Below are 20,724 nucleotides of genomic sequence, written 5' to 3' on the forward strand. Positions count from 1 at the left end.
CGGCGTCGAGCTAGAGTTCGCCCGCCTCCGTCATCATCGTCCTTAGCGCAGCCAGATGTCCCTTCAGCGCCTTGCGGCCGTCCGGAGCGAGCGACAGCCACGTGCGCTGGCGGCCGGCCGAGGCGGCCTTTCGCACCCTGACGTAGCCGGCTTCCTCCAGGGTCTTCACGTGCTTGCTGAGCACCGACTCCGAGACGTCCAGCGCCTCGCGGACGGTGGCGAAGTCGACGGTGTCGACCGCTGCTAGCATGCAGCACATCTGCAGGCGGTTGGGGGCGTGGATCACCGGGTCAAGTTCGGCGCTCATCGGGCGCGCAGGTCGGCGCGGAACGCCGCCTCCCACACGAAGCCGCCGATGGTGACGATGAGGGCGACGATCGCGCCGAAGATCGGCGGCGCCAGGGCCAGGCCTCGCTCACGTTGGAGCCAGACCGCGATCAGGCCGCAAAGTATGCTCAACGCGGCCAGGCCGATGGCGACCCAGCGGGTGCGGCCTGCCCGGTAACCATTGATCCATAGGCCGGTGTGACGCTTGTAGGCCCGCACCAGCAGCACCAGGCCAACGACATAGGCGGTGTAGAACGCGGCCACGAGGGGCAGGGGCAGGCCCTGTACCGCGATCAACCCCCCGATCAGCAGGCCCAGGGCCGAATGATACCAGGTCGGCGCCTTGGCCCTCTGGGCCAGATCGGCATTGGCGGCGTCGATCTCGGCCAGCATGCGCTGGGCGTCTTCGTTGCGGGTCATGGCGGGTTCCTCGCTTTCCGTGGTGGAAAGTTATGATCATAACTTTCCGGGTTGGCAAGTGACAACTTTCCGAGGTGGAAAGTTGATCGCCGAGGCACGGGTGTAGATCCCTCTCTCTTTGAGAGAGGGAGGGGCCCGCGCCGCAGGCGTGGGAGGGTGAGAGGTTAGGCGAAGCCGGTGGGTGGCTTCGCACATCTCGCTGGTTTTTCAGGACTATTCGGTGAGCGGTGTAACCTCTCACCCTCCCATGCTGCGCATGGGCCCCTCCCTCTCTCAAAGAGAGAGGGGTTCGGGTGTTCACGAGCGCTCAGCCGTTTTTCGCATCGTCCTAAAAACCTGGCCTATCCTCTCTTCACCTCGTCGCGGGGAAAGGGCGCATGGCCAGCGACCGATTGCGGCGGCGGGGTGTGGTCGAGCGGGGACAGGTCCGAGGGGGATACTCGGACGGTCCGGGGACCTGGTTCGCTGCCAGGCCCGCCCGTCGTCGGCGTGGTCGAAGACCAAGGGGTGTGTCTTAGCCTGAATTGGCTCGCCCTCCTCGACCTTCGGGGTTTGCTGGAAACGGCGAGACCCGGGTCCCGGTAAGGCCTGAACAAGGCCACCTGTCGGGACGCTGGCGGATAACGGCTGCGCGGAGCGTTCGGGCTTCGTCGAAACGGTACTTACAAACTCACACCCGGACGTTGTCCGGCGCTCCGCAGCCCTTTCCATCCCCTTCAGCGGCTGGCCGCGTGAAGCGGCGGGTCCGTGCGCCATTCCGTAGTGACCCCGCTAGCGAAGCTCCCTCGAAGCCTCTATCTCCCGGCCCATGTTGATGGTCATCTCGCCCGCCAAGTCGCTGGACTTCACCGCCCCGAAAACGGTGCTGCCGCTCACCACGCCTGAGCTGAAGCCCCAGATCGCCGAGCTGGCCAAGGTCACGCGCAAGCTGACCGCGCCCGACCTCAAGCGCCTGATGCACATCTCCGACGCCCTGGCCAAGCTGAACCGCGAACGATTCCAGGCCTTCGACGCCGAGCTGGAAGACGGCCTGCAGGCGGTGATCGCCTTCAACGGCGACGTCTATGGCGGCCTGGCCGCGCGCGAGCTGGACCGTCCGGCTCTGGACTGGGCCCAGGACCACCTGCGGATCCTGTCGGGCCTGTATGGCGTGCTGCGCCCGTTCGACGCCCTGCAGCCCTATCGCCTGGAGATGGGCACGCGCCTGAAGACCAAGCGCGGTTCGAACCTCTACGACTTCTGGGGCGAGACCATCTCGCAGACCCTGAATCAGGCGGCCGAGGGGCACGAAGACCCGACCCTGGTGAACCTGGCCAGCCAGGAATATTTCGGCGCCGTCGACGCCAAGGCCCTGAAGCTGCCGGTCGTGACCTGCCACTTCAAGGAAGAGAAGGGCAACGAGCTGCGCGTCCTGGGTTTCTTCGCGAAGAAGGCCCGCGGCCGCATGGCCCGCTACATCATCGACAACCGCATCGACCGCGCAGAAGGGCTGAAAGGCTTCGATCTGGACGGCTACGGCTTCCGGGCGGACCTCTCGACCGCCGCCGACTGGGTTTTCGCTCGCCTGCAGCCCTGAATTCATCTAGTGGTGAATTTATAAGGGCTCGCTCACCGCAAGGGCGAGCTATATGCTGCGCTGCAGCAATATAGGGAGCGCTCGCATGGCCGTCGATTTCGGTTTGCAGGGTCAGGTCGCCATCGTCACCGGTTCGACCAGCGGCATCGGCCATGCCTTGGCCGACACGCTCGCCGCCCAGGGCGTCAACATCGTCATGAACGGCCTGGGCGAGATGAACGCCATCGAGCGGGCCCGGGCCGAGATGGCCGAACGCCACGGCGTCGAGGTGCTGTACAACAGCGCCGACATGACCAAGCCGGCCCAGATCGCCGACATGGTGCTGCAGGCCAAGGCCGAGTTCGGCGAACTCGACATCCTCGTGAACAACGCCGGCGTCCAGCATGTGGCCCCGATCGAGGACTTCCCCGACGACAAGTGGGACCTGATCATCGCCATCAACCTGTCGTCGGCCTTCCACGCCACGAAGGCGGCGGTGCCGATCATGAAGGAGCAGGGGCGCGGACGGATCGTCAACATCGCCTCGGCCCACGCCCTGATCGCCTCGCCGTTCAAGGCGGCCTATGTCGCCGCCAAGCACGGCATCATGGGCCTGACCAAGACCGTCGCCCTCGAGGTCGCCCAGGCCGGCATCACCTGCAACGCCATCTGCCCGGGCTTCGTGAAGACCCCGCTGGTCGAGGCCCAGATCGCCGACCAGGCCAAGGCCCGCGGCATCTCGGAAGAGGCGGTGATGCGCGACGTCATCCTGGCCAGCCAGCCGACCAAGCAGTTCGTCACCTTCGAGCAGCTGGGCGGCATGCTGCTGTATCTGGTCTCGGACGCCGGGGCCTCGGCCAATGGCGCGGCCTTCCAGGTCGACGGCGGCTGGGTGGCGCAATAGCGGGACAGGCCCGATGCCGATCCCGCCCTTCACCAAGAAGAAGCCCTCGGGCCGAAACCTGAGCCTAGCCCTGCAGGGCGGCGGCGCCCACGGGGCGTTCGAGTGGGGGATCCTGGATCGCCTGCTCGAGGAAGAGGACCTGGAGATCCGGGCGGTGACCGCCGCCTCGGCCGGGGCGATGAACGCGGTCTGCCTGGCGCAAGGGCTGATCGAGGACGGCAAGGCCGGGGCCCGCGCCAAGCTGGACGCCTTCTGGAAGCAGGTGAACCGCCAGGGCGGGCGCAATGTCTTCGGCGACACCTCGATCTGGACCAACGCCTTCGCCGGCGGCGCGGATTGGCTGAAGAGCCTTCCCGGCTGGCGGATGGCGGAAACCTTCGCCCTGTCGCTAAGCCCCTACGAGTTCAATCCGTTCAACCTGAACCCGCTGCACGACACCCTGGAAGCCGAGATCGACTTTGGTCAGCTGCGGGAGAAGAGCCCGATCAAGCTCTACATCGCCGCCACGGCGGTGCGGACCAGCAAGTCGGTGATCTTCCGCGAGACCGAGCTGACCGTGCGCCACATCATGGCCAGCGCCTGCCTGCCGCAGGTATTCCAGGCGGTGGAGATCGACGGCGAGCCCTACTGGGACGGCGGCTTTCTGGCCAATCCGCCGCTATGGCCGCTGTTCTACGACGACACGCCCGACGACATCCTGATCGTCAGCCTCAATCCGTTCGTCCGCGAGGAGACGCCCCGCACGCCAGGCGAGATCATGGACCGCCTGAACGAGATCACCTTCAACGCCTCGCTGGCCTCGGAACTGCGGGCCATCGGCTTCGTGCAGAAGCTGCTGGACGAGGGGCTGCTGAAGGACAACGCCCGGGGCCGCTACCGCCGGATGCTGGTCCATGCCATCACCGCCGACAAGCCGCTGGCGGACCTCTCCATGTCGAGCAAGTTCAACACCGAGTGGAGCTTCCTGACCGACCTGAAGGAACGAGGGCGGACGGCGGCGGAAGCGTGGCTGGCCGACTGCGGGACGTGTATCGGCGTGACATCCAGCGTCGATCTGAAGGTCGGATTTCCGTGAGCAATCCCGTCCCCTGCGTCGGCGTCGTCTGCCTGCGGGGCGACGAGGTGCTGCTGATCCGCCGGGGCACGCCGCCGCGCCTGGGCCAGTGGAGCCTGCCCGGCGGCCGGCTGGAATGGGGCGAGACCCTGGAGGTCGCCGCCCTGCGTGAGCTGAAGGAAGAGACCGGCGTACACGCCGAGCTGACCGGCCTGCTCGACGTGGTCGACGGCGTGTTTCCCGCTCGCCCCTCTCTTGATGGAAGGGGCGGCGAGATCACCCGCCACTACGTGCTGATCGACTACGCCGCCCGCTGGACTGGCGGCGAGCCGGTGGCTGGCGACGACGCGGCCGAGGCGCGCTTCGTCTCCCGCGACGAGGCCATGGCCTTGGTCGAATGGGACGAGACCCGGCGGGTGATCGCCCAGGCCTACGACCGGATGGGCGGTTGACCCGGCGGCCAGGCTTGCTCACATCGGCCCCATGACCGTTCTCGAAGCCCGAGCGCCCAAGGCGCCGCTGTCGCCCAACGCCCTGATCCTGATCGCCGCCTGTGTGGGCCTGGGCTGGGCCGTCGTCGCCCAGCTGCCGCCGGTGGGACCGTTCACCTTCGCCTTCGTGGCCGCGACCTGGGTGCTGAGCGTCGGCGTCCACGAGTTCGGCCATGCGTTCACGGCGTGGAAGGCCGGCGACCACACGATCGTCGAGAAGGGCTACCTGACCCTCGATCCGCTGAAGTACTCGGACCTCGTCACCACCATCGTCATCCCGCTTCTGGCCCTGGCGATGGGCGGGATCGGTTTCCCGGGCGGGGCGGTCTATCTGCGCGAGGACCTGATGCGGTCCAGGACCTGGCGGTCGCTGGCCTCGCTGGCCGGACCGCTGGGGACGCTGGTCGTGCTGCTGGTGCTGGCGGTGACCCTGCCGTTCGTCGCCTCGCCGGACCTGCGCAACGCGCTCAGCCTGTTGGCCATGCTGCAGGGCAGCGCGCTGGTGCTGAACCTGCTGCCGATCCCCGGCCTGGACGGTTACGGCGTCCTGCGGCCGTTCCTGCCGGACGGGATCCGCAACGCCATCCGCCGGTTCGAGCCCGTCGGCATCCTGCTGCTGCTGGGCCTCATCTTTTTCGTGCCCGGCGCCAGCCGCCTGATCTTCGGCGCAGCCCTGGCGATCACCGACCTCTTGGGCGTGCCGCGCTCGGCGATCGCGGCGGGCTGGGACGCCTTCCACTTCTGGGGGACTTGACCGACGTCGCGTCAGCCTTCCTTCTTCAAACAAATGTTTCGAGAAGAATGAGGGAGGTTTCGCCATGGCCTACGCGCCGTTCAACCTGTCGGGCAAGGTCGCCCTCGTCACCGGCGGCAACCGGGGCATCGGCTTCGGCATGGCCAAGGCGATGGCGGAAGCCGGCGCCGACATCGTCATCTGGGGCTCCAACGCCGAGCGCAACCAGGCCGCCGAGCAGCAGCTGACCGGCCTAGGCGTCCGGGTGAAGGCCCAGACCGTCGACGTGTCCGACGAGGCGCAGGTCCGCGAGGGCATGGAAGAGGCCGTGGCCGCCATGGGCCGGGTCGACAGCGTGTTCGCCAATGCCGGCGTCGGCTTCGGCTCGCCCTCGTTCGTGGACATGACCACCGAGACCTATCGCAAGACGCTGGCGGTGAACCTCGACGGCGTCTTCTTCACCCTGCGCGAGGCCTGCCGCCACATGGTCGAGCGGGCCAAGACCGGCGACGCCGGCGGCTCCCTGGTCGGCGTGGCCTCGCTGGCCGCCATCGAGGGCGCGGCCCGCAACGAGGCCTATGCCGCCACCAAGGGCGCGGTGATCTCGATGATCAAGTCGGTCGCCGTCGAACACGCCCGCTACGGGGTGCGCGCCAACGCCATCCTGCCCGGCTGGATCGCCACCGACATGACCGCCGGCGCCCAGGCCAATTCGGTCTTCTCCGAGAAGGTCATCCCCCGCGTGCCGGCCCGCCGCTGGGGCGAACCCGAGGACTTCGGCGGCATGGCCGTCTATCTGGCCTCGGACGCATCGAGCTATCACTCCGGGACCACCCTGGTGATCGATGGCGGATACTCGATCTTCTAGGGCTTCGTATCTTGGACTCTTGGGTCCAGGAAAAGCGTATGAAAAACAGCCTCTTGCGGAGCTGGCGATCCGGTGAGAAGCTTTCTTCACGGCAGCCTGGACATCAGATCCGGGCGCTGATGAGGAAACAACACCGATGACGCCCCAAGACGTTGTCAGCTTGGCGCCGCCGCGCGGCTTCCTGATGCTGGTCGCCATGATCATCACGGCCATGGCCAGCTGCTTCTGGACGTCCGAAGCCGACGTCGAGACCGAGCTGGCCAAGCACCGCTAGGGCTGAGGTTCACCTCGCGGCACGCTTGCCGCGCCGGCCGCGCCCCGAAATCCTCCCTGAAAACAACAGGGAGGAACCGGCATGGGACTGCGCACGCCGCTCTGCGATCTTCTGGATATCGAGCACCCGATCATGCTGGCCGGCATGGGCGGGGTTTCCTATGCGCCCCTGACGGCGGCGGTCTCCAACGCCGGCGGCTACGGCGTGCTGGGCATGGCTGGCACGACGCCGGACTTCATCCGCCAGCAGATGCGCGAGGTCCGCACCCTGACCGACAAGCCATTCGGCGTCGACCTGTTGGCCGCCACGCCCGAGGCCCTGACCGCCAGCGTCGAGGTCATCATCGAGGAGGGCGCTTCGTCCTTCATCGCCGGACTGGGCGTGCCGTTGCCGATCATCGAACGGCTCAAGGTGGCCGGCCTGAAGGTGATGGTCGTCTGCGGGGCGGTGAAGCATGCGGTGAAGGCCGAGCAAGCCGGCTGCGACGCGGTGATCTGCCAGGGCGGCGAGGGCGGGGGCCATACGGGCCTGGTCGGCACCCTGCCGCTGGTGGCCCAGGCGGTCGAGGCTGTGAAGATCCCGGTGGTGGCGGCCGGCGGTCTCTATGACGGCCGGGGCCTGGCCGCGTCCCTGGCCCTGGGCGCCCAAGGCGTCTGGATGGGCACCCGCTTCATCGCCAGCCAGGAGGCCCACGCCGGCGAGCTCTATCGCCGGGCGGTGATCGAGGCGACCGACGAGGACACCGTCCGCACTCGCTGCTACTCGGGCAAGCCGATGCGGGTGCGCAAGAACGGCTATGTCGACGACTGGGAAGCGCGCCCGGCCGACATCCAGCCCTTCCCGCAGCAGGCCATGATCTCGGTGCGCAACCAGGCCATGGGCGGCATCGGCGGCCAGATCGAGGGGCTGGATCCTGAAAAGTCCTGCTTCGCCATGGGCCAGAGCGCCGGCGGCGTCCACGACGTCCCGCCGGCCGGCGAGATCGTGGCGCGACTGGTCAGCGAGGCGGAAGCGGCGCTGGCGAAGGCGGCGGCTTTCCGGACCTAGGTCTCCACCTTCGGCAGCACGCGCCGGAAGTGGGCCTCGACCGCGTCGTGGCATTCGCAGGCGCGACGTTCCAGGCCGGCGCGGTCGCGGATGGTGACCTTGCCGCGGCCGATGTCGATGACGCCGGCGTCCTGCAGGGTGCGGGCCACGGCGCTGATCGTCGTGCGCTGGACGCCCAGCATCTGGGCCAGGGTCTCCTGGGTCAGGCGGATCGGCTCGTCGCCGGCCCGGTCGTGGGCGAACAGCAGCCAGCGGCCGACCCGCTGCTCGATCGGGTGCAGGGCGTTACAGGCCGCCAGTTGCATCATCTGGGCGATCATCACGTCGGCATAGCGGTCGAACATGTCCGCAATCAAAGGGGTTGCGGTCTTCACCTCTTCCAGCTTCTGCGTCGGGATGCAGAAGGCGTGACCCGGCGTGCGGACCACGGCCCGACCATAGGCGGGCTTGAAGCCGGCGCTGACCACGCCGCCGATCGCGCCTTCCAAGCCGATGCTCGCGGTCTCGATCTCCTGGCCGTCTGCGGTGACGACCAGCAGCGACACCTGGGTCGGGCCGCAGGGCAAATAGGTGTGCTGCACGTCGTCGCCGGCGTCGAACAGCACCGCCTCGGCCGGCAGGTCGACCAGGACGAGGTGCGGGGCCAGCGCCGCCAGGGCGTCCGGGCGCAGGGCGGCCAGCAGACGGTTGGAGGCGTAGGGCGGGGCGGCGTCGCCGTCGGCGGCGCTGCGGACGATGCGGGTGATGAGGCTCATCAGGCTCTCCGGTGGCGCTTCGACTCCTAAAGCGCGCGTCGAACGGCTTAGTTTCCCGTGGACGGCGAGACTCTTCCGACGCACCCTCCGTTGACCTCGGGGGGAGCGGTGATGATCGCCAAGCGGCATGTCCGGCGCAGGCTCGGCCAGTATGGCGCGCTGTGGCTGGGCTCCTTCGTTCTCACCCTGATCGTGATGGCCGCCATGGTGTTCGGCGTCGGGGTCCCGTTGGCGGAAACCGCGGACATGGCGCTGCCGGTCGCCTTTATGACCCTGGGCGTCCTGGTTCTGATCGGTGTCGGTCTGACCCTGGCGCGGGAGGTCAGCCTGTCGACCAAGCTGCTGATCACCGCCCTGGCCCTGCTGCTGATCCTGCCGCTCTTGTGGGCGCCGGTGCTGGCGGTGGTGGTCTCGGCCGCCCTGGCCGGAGCCTCGGTCGAATACTCCACCGCCTATGCGGGCTTCCGCATCGTGGTCAGCCGCCTGATCTATCCGCTGGCCGCCCTGCTGGGCGAGGACCCGCTGATCGGCCTGATCTGGCAGGGCTTCCAGGTGGTGGCCTCGGTCGTCGGGGCCGTGGCCTCGATCGCCCAGGTGCTGCGCGTCATCCGTCCGTATCTGTACGACGACGACGAGGTCGAGGAGGCTAGCTGAGCTGGATGGGGTGCGGCAGGGTCCAGTCATCCTGCTGCTCATGCATCAGGACGGGCAGGCCGAGCCCAGACGAGTGGGCGGCCAGGCGGCGCACGGCCTCGCGGGCCTCGCGTCGGGTGTCGTAGGTTCCAAAGCGCAGGTTGTCGCCGATGATCGACCAATGCTGGCCAACGCGAACAACGCCGTAATGCACCTCAGTCATGGGCGTGACCTCCTTGCAGTAATCCACAGGGAAGCCCCGATCCGGGAATGGCGCAAGTCCTTTATCGCTCAAGCTTTTTCCTGACACCGATGGACAATTGTCCCCAGAGCCGCCGGTGCGCGTTCGCCTCCTGCGGGCGGGATCGTGACAGGCGGGCGCGGTTTGGCGATAACAGCGCCATGTCGCGTCCGTTCCTCATCGGCGTCTTTCTGAGCGCCTTTCTCGCGGTCCCCGTTCTGGCTCAGGAGCGGGACGCGAGCGAGCGCCAGCGTCTGCTCGACATCGCCTATGCCCTGGGCGAGAGCCATGCCCTGCGCCAGGCCTGCCAGGGCGAAGGCGACCAGTACTGGCGCGCCCGCATGGTGCGGATGACCGAGGTCGAACAGGCCGACCAGGCTTTCGACGCACAGATGCGCGAGCGCTTCAACACCGGCTTCGCCTCGCGCCGCAGCGAGTTTCCGACCTGCGACGACGCCAGCCGCAAGGCCGAGCAGCAGGCCGCTCGCCGCGGCCAAGCCCTGGCCCGCAAGCTCTCGCAATCGGTGCGACAGGCAAAACGGCCAGCGCCGGATTCCGTGGCGGAAGACGAAAGCGCGCGCTAACCTCCACCTTAGGTAACTGAGGGAGAGCGTTTTGGGCACGTCGATCGTCGTTGTGGTGCTGCTGATCCTGGCGTTCGCGCTGGTGTTCAGCGTGATCAAGATCGTCCCGCAGGGGCGCGAGTTCACCGTCGAGCGGTTCGGCCGCTATACCCGCACCCTGAAGCCCGGCATCAGCATCCTGACCCCGTTCGTCGAGACCATCGGCCGCCGCGTCAACATGATGGAGCAGGTCCTGGAGGTGCCCCAGCAGGAGGTCATCACCAAGGACAACGTGTCGGTGAAGGTCGACGCCATCGTCTTCATCCAGGTGATGGACGCCGCTCAGGCCGCCTACCGTGTCGACAACCTGATGTACGCCATTACCCAGCTGGCCCAGACCAACCTGCGGACCGTCGTCGGCTCGCTGGAGCTGGACGAGGTGCTGAGCCAGCGCGACCAGATCAACACCCGCCTGCTGTCGACGATCGATCACGCCACCGGTCCGTGGGGCGTGAAGGTGGCGCGCATCGAGATCAAGGACCTGTCGCCGCCGGCCGACATCACCAACGCCATGGCCCGCCAGATGAAGGCCGAGCGCGAGCGTCGCGCGGTGATCACCGAGGCCGAGGGCGAGAAGCAGGCCCAGATCGCCCGCGCCGAGGGCCAGAAGCAGGCCGCCATTCTGGAAGCCGAGGGCCGCCGCGAGGCCGCCTTCCGCGACGCCGAGGCCCGCGAGCGCGAAGCCGAGGCCGAGGGCAAGGCCACGACCCTGGTGTCGGACGCCATCGCCCAAGGCGACGTCAACGCCATCAACTATTTCGTGGCCCAGAAGTACGTCGAGGCCTTCGGCGAGCTGGCGCGCAGCCCGCAGCAGAAGACCGTCATCGTGCCCGCCGACTTCGCGAGCCTGACCGGTACGGTCGCCGGCGTTGGCGAACTGGTGAAGTCGCTCAGCCAGGATGCGCCGCGCTCGCCGCCGCCGGCGGCGCCTCAGCCCCGTCCGCGTCCGGTCGCCACAGCGCCGACCCCGCCCACCATCACGCCGCCCGGCGGCAAGCGCGGAGCCTAGACCATGGAAGCCGTCGCCGGTTTCTACGCCCTGCAACCGTTCTGGCTGTGGCTGGGACTGGCGGCGCTGTTCCTGGCGATCGAGGTGGCCAGCGGCACCGGCTGGCTGCTGTGGCCGGCGGCCAGCGCCTTCGTCGTCGGCCTGCTGGCCCAGGCGGTCCATCCCGGTTTCGTGGCCGAGCTGGGGCTGTTCGCGGTGCTGACCATCGCCTCGACCTATCTGGCCCGACGCTTCCTGCGGCCGGTGCTGGACGCCAAGGAGCCCGATCTCAACGACCCGCTGCTGCGCCTGGTGGGCCAGCGCGGGCAGGTGCTGTCGCCCTTCGAACAGGGCCGCGGCCGGGTGTTCGTCGACGGCAAGGAGTGGGCTGCCCAGACCGAAGAAGCCATCCCGGCGATCAGCCAGGAGGTGGTGGTCACCGGCGTCGACGGATCGGTTCTGAAGGTGCGCACGGTCGCGCCCTAACGCGGCTGCTGACAGAAGTCTGCGGGCGCCCTGTTATGACCCCCTGTTATATCGGCCAAGCGACACCATCTGAGGCCGGCTTTTGAAAAGGGGGAGCAAGGCGGCCGCTGGCTCGCTGCGCTCAAGGGAGACCGCGTGACCTCCATCATATCGGTAAAGGGTCTGAACAAGACCTATGCCTCGGGCCATCAGGCCCTGAAGACCATCGACCTCGATATCCGCAAGGGCGAGATCTTCGCCCTGCTCGGCCCCAACGGGGCGGGCAAGACGACGCTGATCAGCATCATCTGCGGCATCGTCAATCCCAGCCAGGGCGTGGTGCTGGCCGACGGCCACGACGTGGTCAAGGAGTACCGCGCCGCCCGGACCAAGATCGGTCTGGTGCCGCAGGAACTGAACACCGACGCCTTCGAGACCGTGTGGGCCACGGTCAGCTTCTCGCGCGGCCTGTTCGGCAAGCCGCGCAACGACGCCCTGATCGAGAAGATCCTTCGCGACCTCTCCTTGTGGGACAAGAAGGACAGCAAGATCATGGCGCTGTCGGGCGGCATGAAGCGCCGGGTGATGATCGCAAAGGCCCTGAGCCACGAGCCGACCATCCTGTTCCTGGACGAGCCCACCGCCGGCGTCGACGTCGATCTGCGCCGCGACATGTGGGAGATGGTCCGGGGCCTGCGCGAAAGCGGCGTCACCATCATCCTGACCACCCACTACATCGAGGAGGCCGAGGAGATGGCCGACCGGATCGGGGTGATCCGCAAGGGCGAGATCATCCTGGTCGAGGACAAGGACGTCCTCATGCGCAAGCTGGGCAAGAAGCAGCTGACCTTGCAGCTGCAGAGCCCGCTCGAAGCCCTGCCGGCCAATCTCCGGGGGCACGCCCTGGAGCTGGCCAAGGACGGCAACGAGCTGATCTACACCTTCGACGCCCAGGCCGAGGAGACCGGCATCGCCGACCTCCTGCGCCGCCTCAGCAACGAAGGCGTTGACTTCAAGGACCTGCATACCAGCCAGAGCTCGCTGGAAGAAATCTTCGTCAGCCTGGTGAGGGGCGCGAAATGAACGTCCATGCGATCAAAGCCATCTACCGCTTCGAGCTGGCGCGGTGGTTCCGCACCCTGCTGCAGAGCATCCTGGCCCCGGTGATCTCCACGTCGCTATATTTCGTGGTGTTCGGCTCGGCCATCGGCTCGCGCATGCAGTCGATCGACGGCGTCAGCTATGGGGCCTTCATCATCCCGGGCCTGGTCATGCTGTCGCTGCTCAGCGAGAGCATCTCCAACGCCTCGTTCGGCATCTACATGCCCAAATGGGCCGGCACGATCTACGAGCTGCTGTCGGCCCCGGTCTCGTGGGCCGAGGCGGTGACCGGCTATGTCGGGGCGGCGGCGACCAAGTCGGTGCTGCTGGGCCTGCTGATCCTGGCCACGGCGCGCCTGTTCGTGCCGTTCGAGATCGCCCACCCGTTCGTGATGGCGCTATTCCTGGTGCTGACGGCGGTGACCTTCAGCCTGTTCGGCTTCGTGATCGGCGTCTGGGCCGACAACTTCCAGAAGCTGCAGATCGTGCCGGCGCTGATCATCACGCCGCTGACCTTCCTGGGGGGCAGCTTCTACTCGATCAACATGCTGCCGCCGATCTGGCAGAAGATCACCCTGCTGAACCCGGTCGTCTATCTGATCAGCGGCTTCCGCTGGAGCTTCTACGGCCAGTCCGACGTCGGGGTCGGCATCAGCCTGGGCATGACCACTCTGTTCTTGGTCATCTGCCTGACCGCCGTCTGGTGGATCTTCAAGACCGGCTACCGCCTGAAGGTCTAGCCGTCGTCTTCGTCCTCTTCCTCGGGCTCGTCCGGGGAAGGGGAGGGAGCGCTGCTCTTCAGGCCCTTCATGCCGCCGGCCTTGCCGCCCTTGGCGATCAGCGCGGCTTCGGCGGTGCGGACCATCGGGCGCTCGCGGCTGAAGCCGGCCAGCATCTGGCAGGTCTCGAAGAAGCCGGGCTGGGTCCGGGTGTCGACCTCGGGCTGCTGGACGATCAGGTGCAGTCCGCGCGCCTGCAGCTTCAGCACCGCTTCGACCAGGCCGGTCATGTCGCCGGCCAGGGCGTGGAAGCTGGGCACCGCCACTGCGCCGCCCGGCTCCAGGGCGTCCAGGGCGCGCTGCAAGCCCGGGCGGACGACGCCCGAGGCCAGGCAGCGGTCGCTGAACACCTCCTGGCAGCCCAGCAGCAGCAGGCGCTCCTCCTGCGCGGGGCTGAAGAAGATCCCGCGCACGGGCGGCACGCGATAGTAGCCGACGAGGTTCATCGGCCGTGCTTGGCAAACCCCGCGCGGCTTGGCGAGGGCTTTGTCCAAGCGTCCACAGCTGGGTTCAGTAGCGCGGATTGGCCTTGCGCAGGCCTTCGTTGGCCAGGGCGTCGGCGCGCTCGTTCAGGGGGTGGCCGGCGTGACCCTTGACCCAGCGCCAGTCGACGTCGTGGCGCTCGCGGGCGGCGTCCAGGCGCTTCCACAGGTCGTCGTTCTTGACGGGACTCTTGTCGGCCGTCTTCCAGCCGCGCGCCTTCCAGCCGCGGATCCATTCCTGGATCCCCTTCATGACGTACTGGCTGTCGGTGTGCAGCTCGACCTTGCAGGGGCGGTTCAGGAGCTCCAGCGCCTGGATGGCGGCCATCAGCTCCATGCGGTTGTTGGTTGTCGCCGGCTCGCCGCCGGTGATTTCCTTCTTCTTGTCGCCATAGAACAGAATGGCGCCCCAGCCGCCCGGGCCGGGGTTACCCTTGCAGGCGCCGTCGGTATAGATCGTGACCTTGGGCGTCATCAGAACAGCACCAGGCCCTCGCGGTGGACGGCCAGCTTGCGCTCGTACTCCAGCGGGTCCTTGGGCTTGACCAGGGCGCCGGCGGGCGTCGCGCCCCAGTCGGCCAGGCGGGTCAGGAAGAAGCGCATGGCCGCGCCGCGCGCCAGGATCGGCAGGGCTTCCTTCTCGGCCGGGCTCAGCGGCCGGCGGCGCTCATAGCCGTTCAGCAGCGCCTTGGCGGCGGTGATGTTGAAGCTGCCGTCGGCCTCGAAGCACCAGGCGTTCAGGGTCACGGCCACGTCGTAAGCGTAGGCGTCGTCGCAGGCGAAGTAGAAGTCGATCGCCGCCGCGAACTTGCCGTTCGACTGGAAGAAGACATTGTCCGGGAAGTAGTCGGCGTGGATCGGGCCGGACGGCAGGTTGCGGGGCCACATCAAGGAGAGCTGCGCCAGGTCTTGGTCGATCGTCGTCGCCAGGCCGGGCTTCAGGTCCTCGGCCGCCTTGCGGTGCTTGGAGAACAGCGGGGCCCAGGCGGTCTGGCCCAGGTCGTTGGCGCGGCGGCCCGGATAGCCTTCGCCGGCCAGATGCAGCCAGGCCAGGCCCTCGCCGGCCTCGCGGCAGTGGGCGGGGGTGGGCTTGCGCACCGACAGGCCGGGCAGGAACTCGACGATCGCCGCCGCCTTGCCGCGCAGGGTCGACAGGGTCGCGCCGCTGCGGTCCGGGACCGGCCGGGCGCTGGGGTAGCCCTTGTGAGCCAACCAGGTCAGCATGTTGAGGAAGTAGGGCAGCTCCTCGGCCTTCACCCGCCGCTCGTAGACGGTCAGGATGTAGCGGCCCTTCTCCGTTTCCAGCAGGAAGTTGGAGTTCTCTACGCCCTCGGCGATGCCCTTGAACGCCAGCGGGGCGCCCAGGTCGTAGCCTTGCAGGAAGGCGGCGAGTTCTTCGTCGGTGATGTCGGTATAGACGGCCATGGCGCGGGGATGCGCGACGCGAGCCGTCCGGTCAAGCCGCCCTTATGCGGTGAGCAGGCGCGGCAGCTTGAACGTGATGGTTTCGCGGGCTTCGACCAGTTCCTCGACGCGGGTGTCGAAGCGGGCCGAGATGGCGTCGATGACGCCCTGCACCAGGTCTTCCGGGGCCGAGGCGCCGGCGGTCAGGCCCACGCGGTCGATGCCGTCGAACCAGACCCAGTCGATGTCCTTGGCGTCGTCGATCAGGTGGGCGGCGCGGGCGCCGGCCTTGAGGCCCACTTCCTTGAGGCGGACCGAGTTCGACGAATTGCGCGAGCCGACCACCAGCACCAACTCCGACTGCTCGGCCAGATGCTTGACCGCGTCCTGGCGGTTGGTGGTGGCGTAGCAAATGTCTTCCTTGTGCGGGGCGGCGATGCCCGGGAAGCGCTCGCGCAGCAAAGCCACCATATCCGCCGTGTCGTCGACCGACAGGGTGGTCTGGGTCAGGAAGGCGACGTTGGACGCGTCCTTCGGGGTCCAGGCGGCGGCGTCGTTGATGTCCTCGATCAGGGTGACCGAGCCTTCGGGCAGCTGGCCCATGGTGCCGATCACCTCGGGGTGGCCGGCGTGGCCGATCAGCACGATCTCACGGCCGGCGTCGAAATGCTTCTGGGCCTCGACGTGAACCTTGGAGACCAGCGGGCAGGTGGCGTCGAGGAAGATCATCTCGCGGGCCTTGGCTTCGGCCGGCACCGACTTGGGCACGCCGTGGGCCGAGAACACGACGGGGCGGTCGTCGGGGGCTTCGGACAGTTCCTCGATGAACACCGCGCCCATCGCCTTCAGGCGGTCGACCACGTGTCGGTTATGGACGATCTCGTGGCGCACATAGACCGGCGCGCCGAACTTCTCGACGGCGCGTTCGACGATCTGGATGGCGCGATCGACGCCGGCGCAGAAGCCGCGCGGGCTGGCCAGCACGAGCGAGATCGGACGGCGAACCGGCATAGGGGCGGGCGTATGGGCGTTCATGGCGCGGAAACTAGTCGCTTGAGCGGCCCGGCGCCAGGAGTCTGCGTCGTTGCGACGTCACGCATATGCCTTTATCAGGCTGCATGACGCCGGTGGGGCCCTAAGGTCCCGCTTGGCTCCTTTTTCTTCCGGACCAGACGTTTCATGCGCCGCAAAGTCTCGCTCGCCCTCAGAGCCCTGATGGTCGCCTCGCTCGCCGCGACGGCCTCGATCGCTCACGCCCAGCAAGGTCCGGGCGGCGGTGGCGACGATGAATCGGCCGCCAAGCGCAAGAAGCGCGACGCCGAGTGGAACCAGCCCAAGGCGCCGCTGATGCAGCTGCGCAACGCCGGCCCGTGCCCCTTCGTGAAGGTGCTGTACGACGCCAGCCGCTACATCGAATTCAAGGACGGCAAGGAATCGGCGGCTCAAGCCGGCTTCACCGGTGAGATCCAGAGCCTGTCGTCGGGTTGCGCCTACAAGGGCGACGAGCCGATCCGCATCCGCATCGAGGCGCTATTCCAGCTGGGCCGTGGCCCGCAAGCCCAGGGCGACAAGCACACCTACCGTTACTGGGTGGCCGTCACCGAGCGGAACCAGGCCGTGATCGCCAAGGAATATTTCGACCTGCCGGTCAGCTTCGCGTCGGGCCAGGACCGCGCCTATACCCGTGAAACGATCGAGTCGATCATCATCCCGCGCGCCGACGAGAAGGTCAGCGGCGGCAATTTCGAAGTGCTGATCGGCTTCGACGTGACGCCGGAAATGGCGGCCTTCAACCGTGACGGCAAGCGCTTCCGCGTCAATGCCGGCCAGGCCGCCCCGGCGCAGCAAGCCAAGACCCAAGCAGGGACGACGCCTAACCCATGAACGATTTGAAGCGGTCCCTGAGCGAGGCGGCCGCGGCCGCTTTCCAGGCCGCCGGACTGCCGCCCGAATTCGGTCGCGTCACCGCGTCCGACCGTCCCGACCTGGCTGATTTCCAGTGCAACGGCGCCCTCGCGGCGGCCAAGAGCGCCAAGCGCAATCCGCGCGAGATCGCCGTCCAGGTGGTCGACATCCTCAAGGGTGACCCGCGCCTGGCCTCGGTCGAGATCGCCGGCGTCGGCTTCATCAACATGCGCGTCAGCGACGAGGCCCTGTCGGCCCGCGCCCGCGAGATCGCCGCCGACGACCGCGCCGGCGCCCAGCTGCTGGAAGATCCGCGCCGGGTGCTGATCGACTATGCCGGCCCCAACGTCGCCAAGCCGATGCACGTGGGCCACCTGCGCGCCTCGATCATCGGCGAGTCGATCAAGCGCCTGTACCGCTTCCGCGGCGACGACGTGGTGGGCGACGCCCACTTCGGCGACTGGGGCTTCCAGATGGGCCTGCTCATCTCGGCGATCATCGACGAGGACGCCTTTATCCGCGCCCTGATGGACAAGCTGCCGGAAGCGCCGCGCGGCTTCAGCGCCGCCGACGAGGCCAAGGTGATGGCCGAGTTCGAGAGCCGCATCACCCTGGCTGACCTCGACCGCATCTATCCGGCCGCCTCGGTGCGCCAGAAGGAAGATCCGGCGTTCAAGGAGCGCGCCCGCAAGGCCACCGCCGAGCTGCAGAACGGCCGCTTTGGCTACAGGCTGCTGTGGAGCCACTTCGTCAAGGTCAGCCGCGTGGCCCTGGAGCGCGAGTTCCACGCCCTGGGCGTCGACTTCGACCTGTGGAAGGGCGAGAGCGACGTCAACGACCTGATCGAGCCGATGGTCCGCCAGCTGGAGGACAAGGGCCTGCTGGTCGATGACCAGGGCGCCCGCATCGTCCGCGTCTCGCGCGAGAACGACAAGCAGGACGTGCCGCCGCTGCTAGTGGTGTCGTCGGAAGGCTCGGCCATGTACGGCACGACCGACCTGGCCACGATCCTGGACCGCCGCAAGTCGTTCGACCCGCACCTGATCCTCTACTGCGTGGACCAGCGTCAGGCCCTGCACTTCGAGACCGTGTTCCGCGCCGCCTACCTGGCCGGCTACGCCCAAGAGGGCGGGCTGGAGCACATCGGCTTCGGCACGATGAACGGCACGGACGGCAAGCCCTTCAAGACCCGCGCCGGCGGCGTCCTGAAGCTGCACGACCTGATCGAGATGGCCCGCGAAAAGGCCCGGGAGCGCCTGCGCGAAGCCGGCCTCGGCGCCGAGCTGTCCGAAGAGGCCTTCGAGGAGACGGCCCACAAGGTGGGCGTGGCCGCCCTGAAGTTCGCCGACCTGCAGAACTTCCGCGGCACCTCGTACGTCTTCGACCTCGACCGCTTCACCAGCTTCGAGGGCAAGACCGGCCCGTACCTGCTGTACCAGTCGGTGCGCATCAAGAGCGTGCTGCGTCGCGCGTCGGAAGCGGGCGCCGTCGCCGGCCGCATCGCCATCCACGAGCCGGCCGAACGGGACCTGGCCATGCTGCTGGACGCCTTCGAGGGCGCCCTGCAGGAGGCCTACGACAAGAAGGCTCCCAACTTCGTGGCCGAGCACGCCTACAAGCTGGCCCAGTCGTTCTCGAAGTTCTACGCCGCCTGCCCGATCATGGGCGCCGACACCGAAGAGCTGCGGGCCTCGCGCCTGTCGCTAGCCGAGACCACCCTGCGTCAGCTGGAGCTGACCCTGGACCTGCTCGGCATCGAGGCGCCGGAGCGGATGTAATCGGCGCGCCCCTTTCCCGGATGGGAGAGGGGCGCTGCTTTCTCCGGGAAACGGGGATCGCTGGGCAGGCCCAGCTTGACTCGGACCCGCCCCTCCCGCATTGAGCCGACGACCCCCGCGGGAGACATCGGGATTCGATCCCGAGGCCGAAGGCGCAACCGCCCCGGAAACGCTCAGGCAAACGGACCGCGCGGGTTTTAGAAACGCTGGAAAGCAGCCTCCCGAGAGGGCGGCTCGCCGAAGGAGCAAGGCCAAACCCGTCCGGCAGAGGGGCGAGGCCGGAATCTCTCAGGCCAAAGGGACAGCGGGGGCGACTTGCCGGCGAACGCCGGTCCCGTCGCCGACCCCGCTTGGAGCCCGTCCAGTGTCCGAACACCTCAAGAAGACCCCGCTGTACGACGCCCACGTGGCGGCCGGCGCCCGCATGGTGCCGTTCGCAGGCTATTCCATGCCCGTGCAGTACAAGGACGGGGTGCTGAAGGAGCACCTCTGGACCCGTGAGCATGCCGGCCTGTTCGACGTGTCGCACATGGGTCAGGCCCGCCTGCGCGGCGACAACCCCGCCAAGAGCTTCGAGAAGGTGGTCTCGGCCGACTACCAGGGCCTGAAGGCCGGCAAGCAGCGCTATGGCGTGCTGTTGAACGCCGACGGCGGCATCATCGACGACCTGATGGCCGCGCGTCCCGACGACGACGGCCTGTTCGTCGTGGTCAACGGCGCCTGCAAGGACAACGACTACGAGATTATCGCCCGCGAACTGGCCGGCGAGGCCACGGTGACCCGCCTGGAAGACCGCGCGCTGCTGGCGCTGCAAGGTCCGCAGGCCGCCGCCGTCCTGGCTGCCCACGTGCCGGAAGCCGCCGAGATGGTGTTCATGGACGCCCGCGCCCTGACCGCCTTCGGTGTCGACGCCATCGTCTCGCGCTCGGGCTACACCGGCGAGGACGGCTACGAGATCTCGGTCCCGGCCGACGCCGCCGAGCGCATCTGGAACACCCTGCTGGCTGACGAACGCGTCAAGCCGATCGGCCTGGGCGCCCGCGATAGCCTGCGCCTGGAAGCCGGCCTGCCGCTGTACGGCCATGACCTGGACGAAGGCGTCTCGCCGATCGAGGCCGGTCTGAACTTCGCCGTCGGCAAGTCGCGCCGCGAGGCTGGCGACTATCTGGGCGCAGATCGTATCGGCAAGGAACTGGCCGGCGAGCTGTCGCGCATCCGCGTGAACCTGAAGGTGCTGGAAGGCGCGCCGGCCCGTGAAGGCGCCGAGATCGCCGATGACGCCGGCAACGTGATCGGCAAGATCACCAGCGGCGGCTTCGCGCCCTCGCTCGGCTTCCCGATCGCCATCGGCTTCGCCCCGCCGGCCTTCGCCGCAGTCGGGACGAAACTGAAAGTTATCGTTCGAGGCAAGCCGGCGGCCGCCGAAGTGGTGGCCAGCCCGTTCGTCCCGAGCCGTTACGTCCGCAAACTCTAATCAAACCAAGGGCCAGCAAGATGCGTTTCACCAAGGATCACGAGTGGGTCATCGTCGAAGGTGACGTGGCCACCGTCGGCATCAGCGCCTACGCCGCCGAACAGCTGGGCGACGTGGTGTTCGTCGAGGTTCCGGAAGCCGGCAAGACCGTGAAGCAAGGCGACGGCCTGGCCGTGGTCGAGAGCGTCAAGGCGGCCTCGGACGTCTACGCGCCGGTGTCGGGCGAGGTCGTCGAAGGCAATGCCGAGCTCGGCGACGCCCCGGAAACCGTCAACGCCCTGCCGGAAAGCGGCGGCTGGTTCGCCAAGATCAAGCTGTCGAACCCGGCCGAGGTCGACGCCCTGATGGACCGCGACGCGTACGAAGCGTTCCTCGCCACGCTGTAAAATCCTGTCATCCCGGCCCAGCGCGAAGCGCGCCGAG

General features: G+C 67.8%; 26 protein-coding genes and 1 riboswitch. Of the genes, 18 read left to right on the forward strand and 8 right to left on the reverse strand.

Going from position 1 to position 20,724, the window contains the following annotated elements:
• Positions 1-10: 10 nt before the first annotated feature.
• Together ABDW31_RS17940 and ABDW31_RS17945 are read right to left on the reverse strand one after the other, a co-directional pair.
• Positions 11-307 carry a transcriptional regulator gene (locus ABDW31_RS17940; protein ID WP_343699302.1) on the reverse strand — a complete coding sequence of 99 codons (297 nt, stop codon included), beginning with the start codon at positions 305-307 and terminating at the stop codon, positions 11-13.
• Positions 304-747 (reverse strand): hypothetical protein, encoded by a 444-nt coding sequence (locus ABDW31_RS17945; RefSeq protein ID WP_343699303.1) that lies wholly within the window; start codon positions 745-747, stop codon positions 304-306. Before ABDW31_RS17945 ends, ABDW31_RS17940 begins: the two co-directional genes overlap by 4 nt.
• An 808-nt stretch (positions 748-1,555) precedes the next feature.
• Between ABDW31_RS17945 and yaaA the strand changes: the two genes are divergently transcribed.
• From yaaA to ABDW31_RS17985, 8 genes are all read left to right on the forward strand, one after another.
• On the forward strand, positions 1,556-2,323 hold the full coding sequence (yaaA, locus tag ABDW31_RS17950; RefSeq protein ID WP_343699304.1) for a peroxide stress protein YaaA: 768 nt from the start codon (positions 1,556-1,558) through the stop codon (positions 2,321-2,323).
• A gap of 85 nt (positions 2,324-2,408) precedes the next feature.
• Positions 2,409-3,206: a 3-hydroxybutyrate dehydrogenase gene (locus ABDW31_RS17955; RefSeq protein WP_343699305.1), complete on the forward strand. Its 798-nt coding sequence runs from the start codon at positions 2,409-2,411 to the stop codon at positions 3,204-3,206.
• 13 nt (positions 3,207-3,219) lie between these two features.
• Entirely contained in the window at positions 3,220-4,281 is a 1,062-nt protein-coding gene (locus ABDW31_RS17960; RefSeq protein ID WP_343699306.1) for a patatin-like phospholipase family protein, read from the forward strand.
• Complete coding sequence (locus ABDW31_RS17965) at positions 4,278-4,712, forward strand: NUDIX hydrolase (RefSeq protein WP_343699307.1); 435 nt, start codon at positions 4,278-4,280, stop codon at positions 4,710-4,712. Before ABDW31_RS17960 ends, ABDW31_RS17965 begins: the two co-directional genes overlap by 4 nt.
• A gap of 31 nt (positions 4,713-4,743) precedes the next feature.
• The gene (locus ABDW31_RS17970; protein ID WP_343699308.1) at positions 4,744-5,505 is read left to right on the forward strand and encodes a site-2 protease family protein; all 762 of its coding nucleotides are present in this window, start codon (positions 4,744-4,746) and stop codon (positions 5,503-5,505) included.
• 64 nt (positions 5,506-5,569) lie between these two features.
• Complete coding sequence (locus ABDW31_RS17975; protein ID WP_343699309.1) at positions 5,570-6,352, forward strand: SDR family oxidoreductase; 783 nt, start codon at positions 5,570-5,572, stop codon at positions 6,350-6,352.
• A 136-nt stretch (positions 6,353-6,488) separates the two neighbouring features.
• Positions 6,489-6,626, forward strand: coding sequence for a hypothetical protein (locus ABDW31_RS17980; RefSeq protein WP_184723437.1), 138 nt, complete (start codon positions 6,489-6,491; stop codon positions 6,624-6,626).
• 81 nt (positions 6,627-6,707) lie between these two features.
• Positions 6,708-7,673 carry a nitronate monooxygenase family protein gene (locus ABDW31_RS17985; RefSeq protein WP_184723435.1) on the forward strand — a complete coding sequence of 322 codons (966 nt, stop codon included), beginning with the start codon at positions 6,708-6,710 and terminating at the stop codon, positions 7,671-7,673.
• Here ABDW31_RS17985 and ABDW31_RS17990 read toward each other — a convergent pair.
• On the reverse strand, positions 7,670-8,428 hold the full coding sequence (locus tag ABDW31_RS17990; protein WP_343699310.1) for a Crp/Fnr family transcriptional regulator: 759 nt from the start codon (positions 8,426-8,428) through the stop codon (positions 7,670-7,672). The two genes, ABDW31_RS17985 and ABDW31_RS17990, sit on opposite strands and share 4 nt — an antisense overlap.
• A 111-nt stretch (positions 8,429-8,539) precedes the next feature.
• Here ABDW31_RS17990 and ABDW31_RS17995 point away from each other — a divergent pair, with 111 nt between their 5' ends.
• Entirely contained in the window at positions 8,540-9,082 is a 543-nt protein-coding gene (locus ABDW31_RS17995) for a hypothetical protein (RefSeq protein ID WP_343699311.1), read from the forward strand.
• On the opposite strand, the gene ABDW31_RS18000 is transcribed toward ABDW31_RS17995, so the two are convergent.
• A complete protein-coding gene (locus ABDW31_RS18000) occupies positions 9,075-9,284 on the reverse strand; it encodes a hypothetical protein (RefSeq protein WP_343699312.1) in 210 nt (69 codons plus the stop codon). The genes ABDW31_RS17995 and ABDW31_RS18000 overlap by 8 nt on opposite strands.
• A gap of 179 nt (positions 9,285-9,463) precedes the next feature.
• Between ABDW31_RS18000 and ABDW31_RS18005 the strand changes: the two genes are divergently transcribed.
• The 5 genes from ABDW31_RS18005 to ABDW31_RS18025 all read left to right on the forward strand — a co-directional run bounded on the left by ABDW31_RS18005 (position 9,464) and on the right by ABDW31_RS18025 (position 13,219).
• Positions 9,464-9,886, forward strand: coding sequence for a TIGR02301 family protein (locus ABDW31_RS18005; protein WP_184723426.1), 423 nt, complete (start codon positions 9,464-9,466; stop codon positions 9,884-9,886).
• Positions 9,887-9,917: 31 nt separating this feature from the next.
• Complete coding sequence (locus ABDW31_RS18010; RefSeq protein ID WP_184723422.1) at positions 9,918-10,934, forward strand: SPFH domain-containing protein; 1,017 nt, start codon at positions 9,918-9,920, stop codon at positions 10,932-10,934.
• 3 nt (positions 10,935-10,937) lie between these two features.
• Positions 10,938-11,399, forward strand: a complete 462-nt coding sequence (locus tag ABDW31_RS18015; RefSeq protein ID WP_343699313.1) for an NfeD family protein — start codon at positions 10,938-10,940, stop codon at positions 11,397-11,399.
• Positions 11,400-11,468: 69 nt separating this feature from the next.
• Positions 11,469-12,461 (forward strand): ABC transporter ATP-binding protein, encoded by a 993-nt coding sequence (locus ABDW31_RS18020; protein ID WP_343699417.1) that lies wholly within the window; start codon positions 11,469-11,471, stop codon positions 12,459-12,461.
• Positions 12,458-13,219, forward strand: coding sequence for an ABC transporter permease (locus ABDW31_RS18025; protein WP_343699314.1), 762 nt, complete (start codon positions 12,458-12,460; stop codon positions 13,217-13,219). The genes ABDW31_RS18020 and ABDW31_RS18025 overlap by 4 nt, the downstream gene beginning before the upstream one ends.
• On the opposite strand, the gene ABDW31_RS18030 is transcribed toward ABDW31_RS18025, so the two are convergent.
• The 4 genes from ABDW31_RS18030 to ispH are packed head-to-tail and all read right to left on the reverse strand — an operon-like array spanning position 13,216 to position 16,179.
• Positions 13,216-13,752: a recombinase family protein gene (locus ABDW31_RS18030; protein WP_343699315.1), complete on the reverse strand. Its 537-nt coding sequence runs from the start codon at positions 13,750-13,752 to the stop codon at positions 13,216-13,218. The genes ABDW31_RS18025 and ABDW31_RS18030 overlap by 4 nt on opposite strands.
• Positions 13,753-13,768: 16 nt before the next feature.
• A complete protein-coding gene (rnhA, locus tag ABDW31_RS18035; RefSeq protein ID WP_184723407.1) occupies positions 13,769-14,215 on the reverse strand; it encodes a ribonuclease HI in 447 nt (148 codons plus the stop codon).
• Complete coding sequence (thrB, locus tag ABDW31_RS18040; protein ID WP_343699316.1) at positions 14,215-15,165, reverse strand: homoserine kinase; 951 nt, start codon at positions 15,163-15,165, stop codon at positions 14,215-14,217. Before thrB ends, rnhA begins: the two co-directional genes overlap by 1 nt.
• A 42-nt stretch (positions 15,166-15,207) precedes the next feature.
• Positions 15,208-16,179 carry a 4-hydroxy-3-methylbut-2-enyl diphosphate reductase gene (gene ispH / locus ABDW31_RS18045; RefSeq protein ID WP_343699317.1) on the reverse strand — a complete coding sequence of 324 codons (972 nt, stop codon included), beginning with the start codon at positions 16,177-16,179 and terminating at the stop codon, positions 15,208-15,210.
• A 144-nt stretch (positions 16,180-16,323) separates the two neighbouring features.
• Here ispH and ABDW31_RS18050 point away from each other — a divergent pair, with 144 nt between their 5' ends.
• From ABDW31_RS18050 to gcvH, 4 genes are all read left to right on the forward strand, one after another.
• The gene (locus ABDW31_RS18050; protein WP_343699318.1) at positions 16,324-17,028 is read left to right on the forward strand and encodes a Tat pathway signal sequence domain protein; all 705 of its coding nucleotides are present in this window, start codon (positions 16,324-16,326) and stop codon (positions 17,026-17,028) included.
• Positions 17,025-18,827, forward strand: a complete 1,803-nt coding sequence (locus tag ABDW31_RS18055; RefSeq protein ID WP_343699319.1) for an arginine--tRNA ligase — start codon at positions 17,025-17,027, stop codon at positions 18,825-18,827. The genes ABDW31_RS18050 and ABDW31_RS18055 overlap by 4 nt, the downstream gene beginning before the upstream one ends.
• Positions 18,828-18,935: 108 nt before the next feature.
• A riboswitch (glycine riboswitch) is annotated at positions 18,936-19,026 on the forward strand.
• A gap of 165 nt (positions 19,027-19,191) precedes the next feature.
• Positions 19,192-20,301 carry a glycine cleavage system aminomethyltransferase GcvT gene (gene gcvT, locus ABDW31_RS18060; RefSeq protein ID WP_343699320.1) on the forward strand — a complete coding sequence of 370 codons (1,110 nt, stop codon included), beginning with the start codon at positions 19,192-19,194 and terminating at the stop codon, positions 20,299-20,301.
• A gap of 20 nt (positions 20,302-20,321) precedes the next feature.
• Positions 20,322-20,687 (forward strand): glycine cleavage system protein GcvH, encoded by a 366-nt coding sequence (gene gcvH, locus ABDW31_RS18065; protein WP_184723389.1) that lies wholly within the window; start codon positions 20,322-20,324, stop codon positions 20,685-20,687.
• Positions 20,688-20,724 lie beyond the last annotated feature (37 nt).

This window comes from Caulobacter sp. (genome assembly GCF_039596335.1).
Lineage (GTDB): Bacteria > Pseudomonadota > Alphaproteobacteria > Caulobacterales > Caulobacteraceae > Caulobacter.

Bases quoted from the DNA above. Each gene is read 5' to 3' on its own strand.
- ABDW31_RS17940 (WP_343699302.1), bottom strand. From the start codon at position 307: ATGAGCGCCGAACTTGACCCGGTGATCCACGCCCCCAACCGCCTGCAG.
- ABDW31_RS17945 (WP_343699303.1), bottom strand. From the start codon at position 747: ATGACCCGCAACGAAGACGCCCAGCGCATGCTGGCCGAGATCGACGCC.
- yaaA (WP_343699304.1), top strand. From the start codon at position 1,556: ATGTTGATGGTCATCTCGCCCGCCAAGTCGCTGGACTTCACCGCCCCG.
- ABDW31_RS17955 (WP_343699305.1), top strand. From the start codon at position 2,409: ATGGCCGTCGATTTCGGTTTGCAGGGTCAGGTCGCCATCGTCACCGGT.
- ABDW31_RS17960 (WP_343699306.1), top strand. From the start codon at position 3,220: ATGCCGATCCCGCCCTTCACCAAGAAGAAGCCCTCGGGCCGAAACCTG.
- ABDW31_RS17970 (WP_343699308.1), top strand. From the start codon at position 4,744: ATGACCGTTCTCGAAGCCCGAGCGCCCAAGGCGCCGCTGTCGCCCAAC.
- ABDW31_RS17975 (WP_343699309.1), top strand. From the start codon at position 5,570: ATGGCCTACGCGCCGTTCAACCTGTCGGGCAAGGTCGCCCTCGTCACC.
- ABDW31_RS17980 (WP_184723437.1), top strand. From the start codon at position 6,489: ATGACGCCCCAAGACGTTGTCAGCTTGGCGCCGCCGCGCGGCTTCCTG.
- ABDW31_RS17985 (WP_184723435.1), top strand. From the start codon at position 6,708: ATGGGACTGCGCACGCCGCTCTGCGATCTTCTGGATATCGAGCACCCG.
- ABDW31_RS17990 (WP_343699310.1), bottom strand. From the start codon at position 8,428: ATGAGCCTCATCACCCGCATCGTCCGCAGCGCCGCCGACGGCGACGCC.
- ABDW31_RS17995 (WP_343699311.1), top strand. From the start codon at position 8,540: ATGATCGCCAAGCGGCATGTCCGGCGCAGGCTCGGCCAGTATGGCGCG.
- ABDW31_RS18000 (WP_343699312.1), bottom strand. From the start codon at position 9,284: ATGACTGAGGTGCATTACGGCGTTGTTCGCGTTGGCCAGCATTGGTCG.
- ABDW31_RS18005 (WP_184723426.1), top strand. From the start codon at position 9,464: ATGTCGCGTCCGTTCCTCATCGGCGTCTTTCTGAGCGCCTTTCTCGCG.
- ABDW31_RS18015 (WP_343699313.1), top strand. From the start codon at position 10,938: ATGGAAGCCGTCGCCGGTTTCTACGCCCTGCAACCGTTCTGGCTGTGG.
- ABDW31_RS18025 (WP_343699314.1), top strand. From the start codon at position 12,458: ATGAACGTCCATGCGATCAAAGCCATCTACCGCTTCGAGCTGGCGCGG.
- rnhA (WP_184723407.1), bottom strand. From the start codon at position 14,215: ATGACGCCCAAGGTCACGATCTATACCGACGGCGCCTGCAAGGGTAAC.
- thrB (WP_343699316.1), bottom strand. From the start codon at position 15,165: ATGGCCGTCTATACCGACATCACCGACGAAGAACTCGCCGCCTTCCTG.
- ispH (WP_343699317.1), bottom strand. From the start codon at position 16,179: ATGAACGCCCATACGCCCGCCCCTATGCCGGTTCGCCGTCCGATCTCG.
- ABDW31_RS18050 (WP_343699318.1), top strand. From the start codon at position 16,324: ATGCGCCGCAAAGTCTCGCTCGCCCTCAGAGCCCTGATGGTCGCCTCG.
- ABDW31_RS18055 (WP_343699319.1), top strand. From the start codon at position 17,025: ATGAACGATTTGAAGCGGTCCCTGAGCGAGGCGGCCGCGGCCGCTTTC.
- gcvH (WP_184723389.1), top strand. From the start codon at position 20,322: ATGCGTTTCACCAAGGATCACGAGTGGGTCATCGTCGAAGGTGACGTG.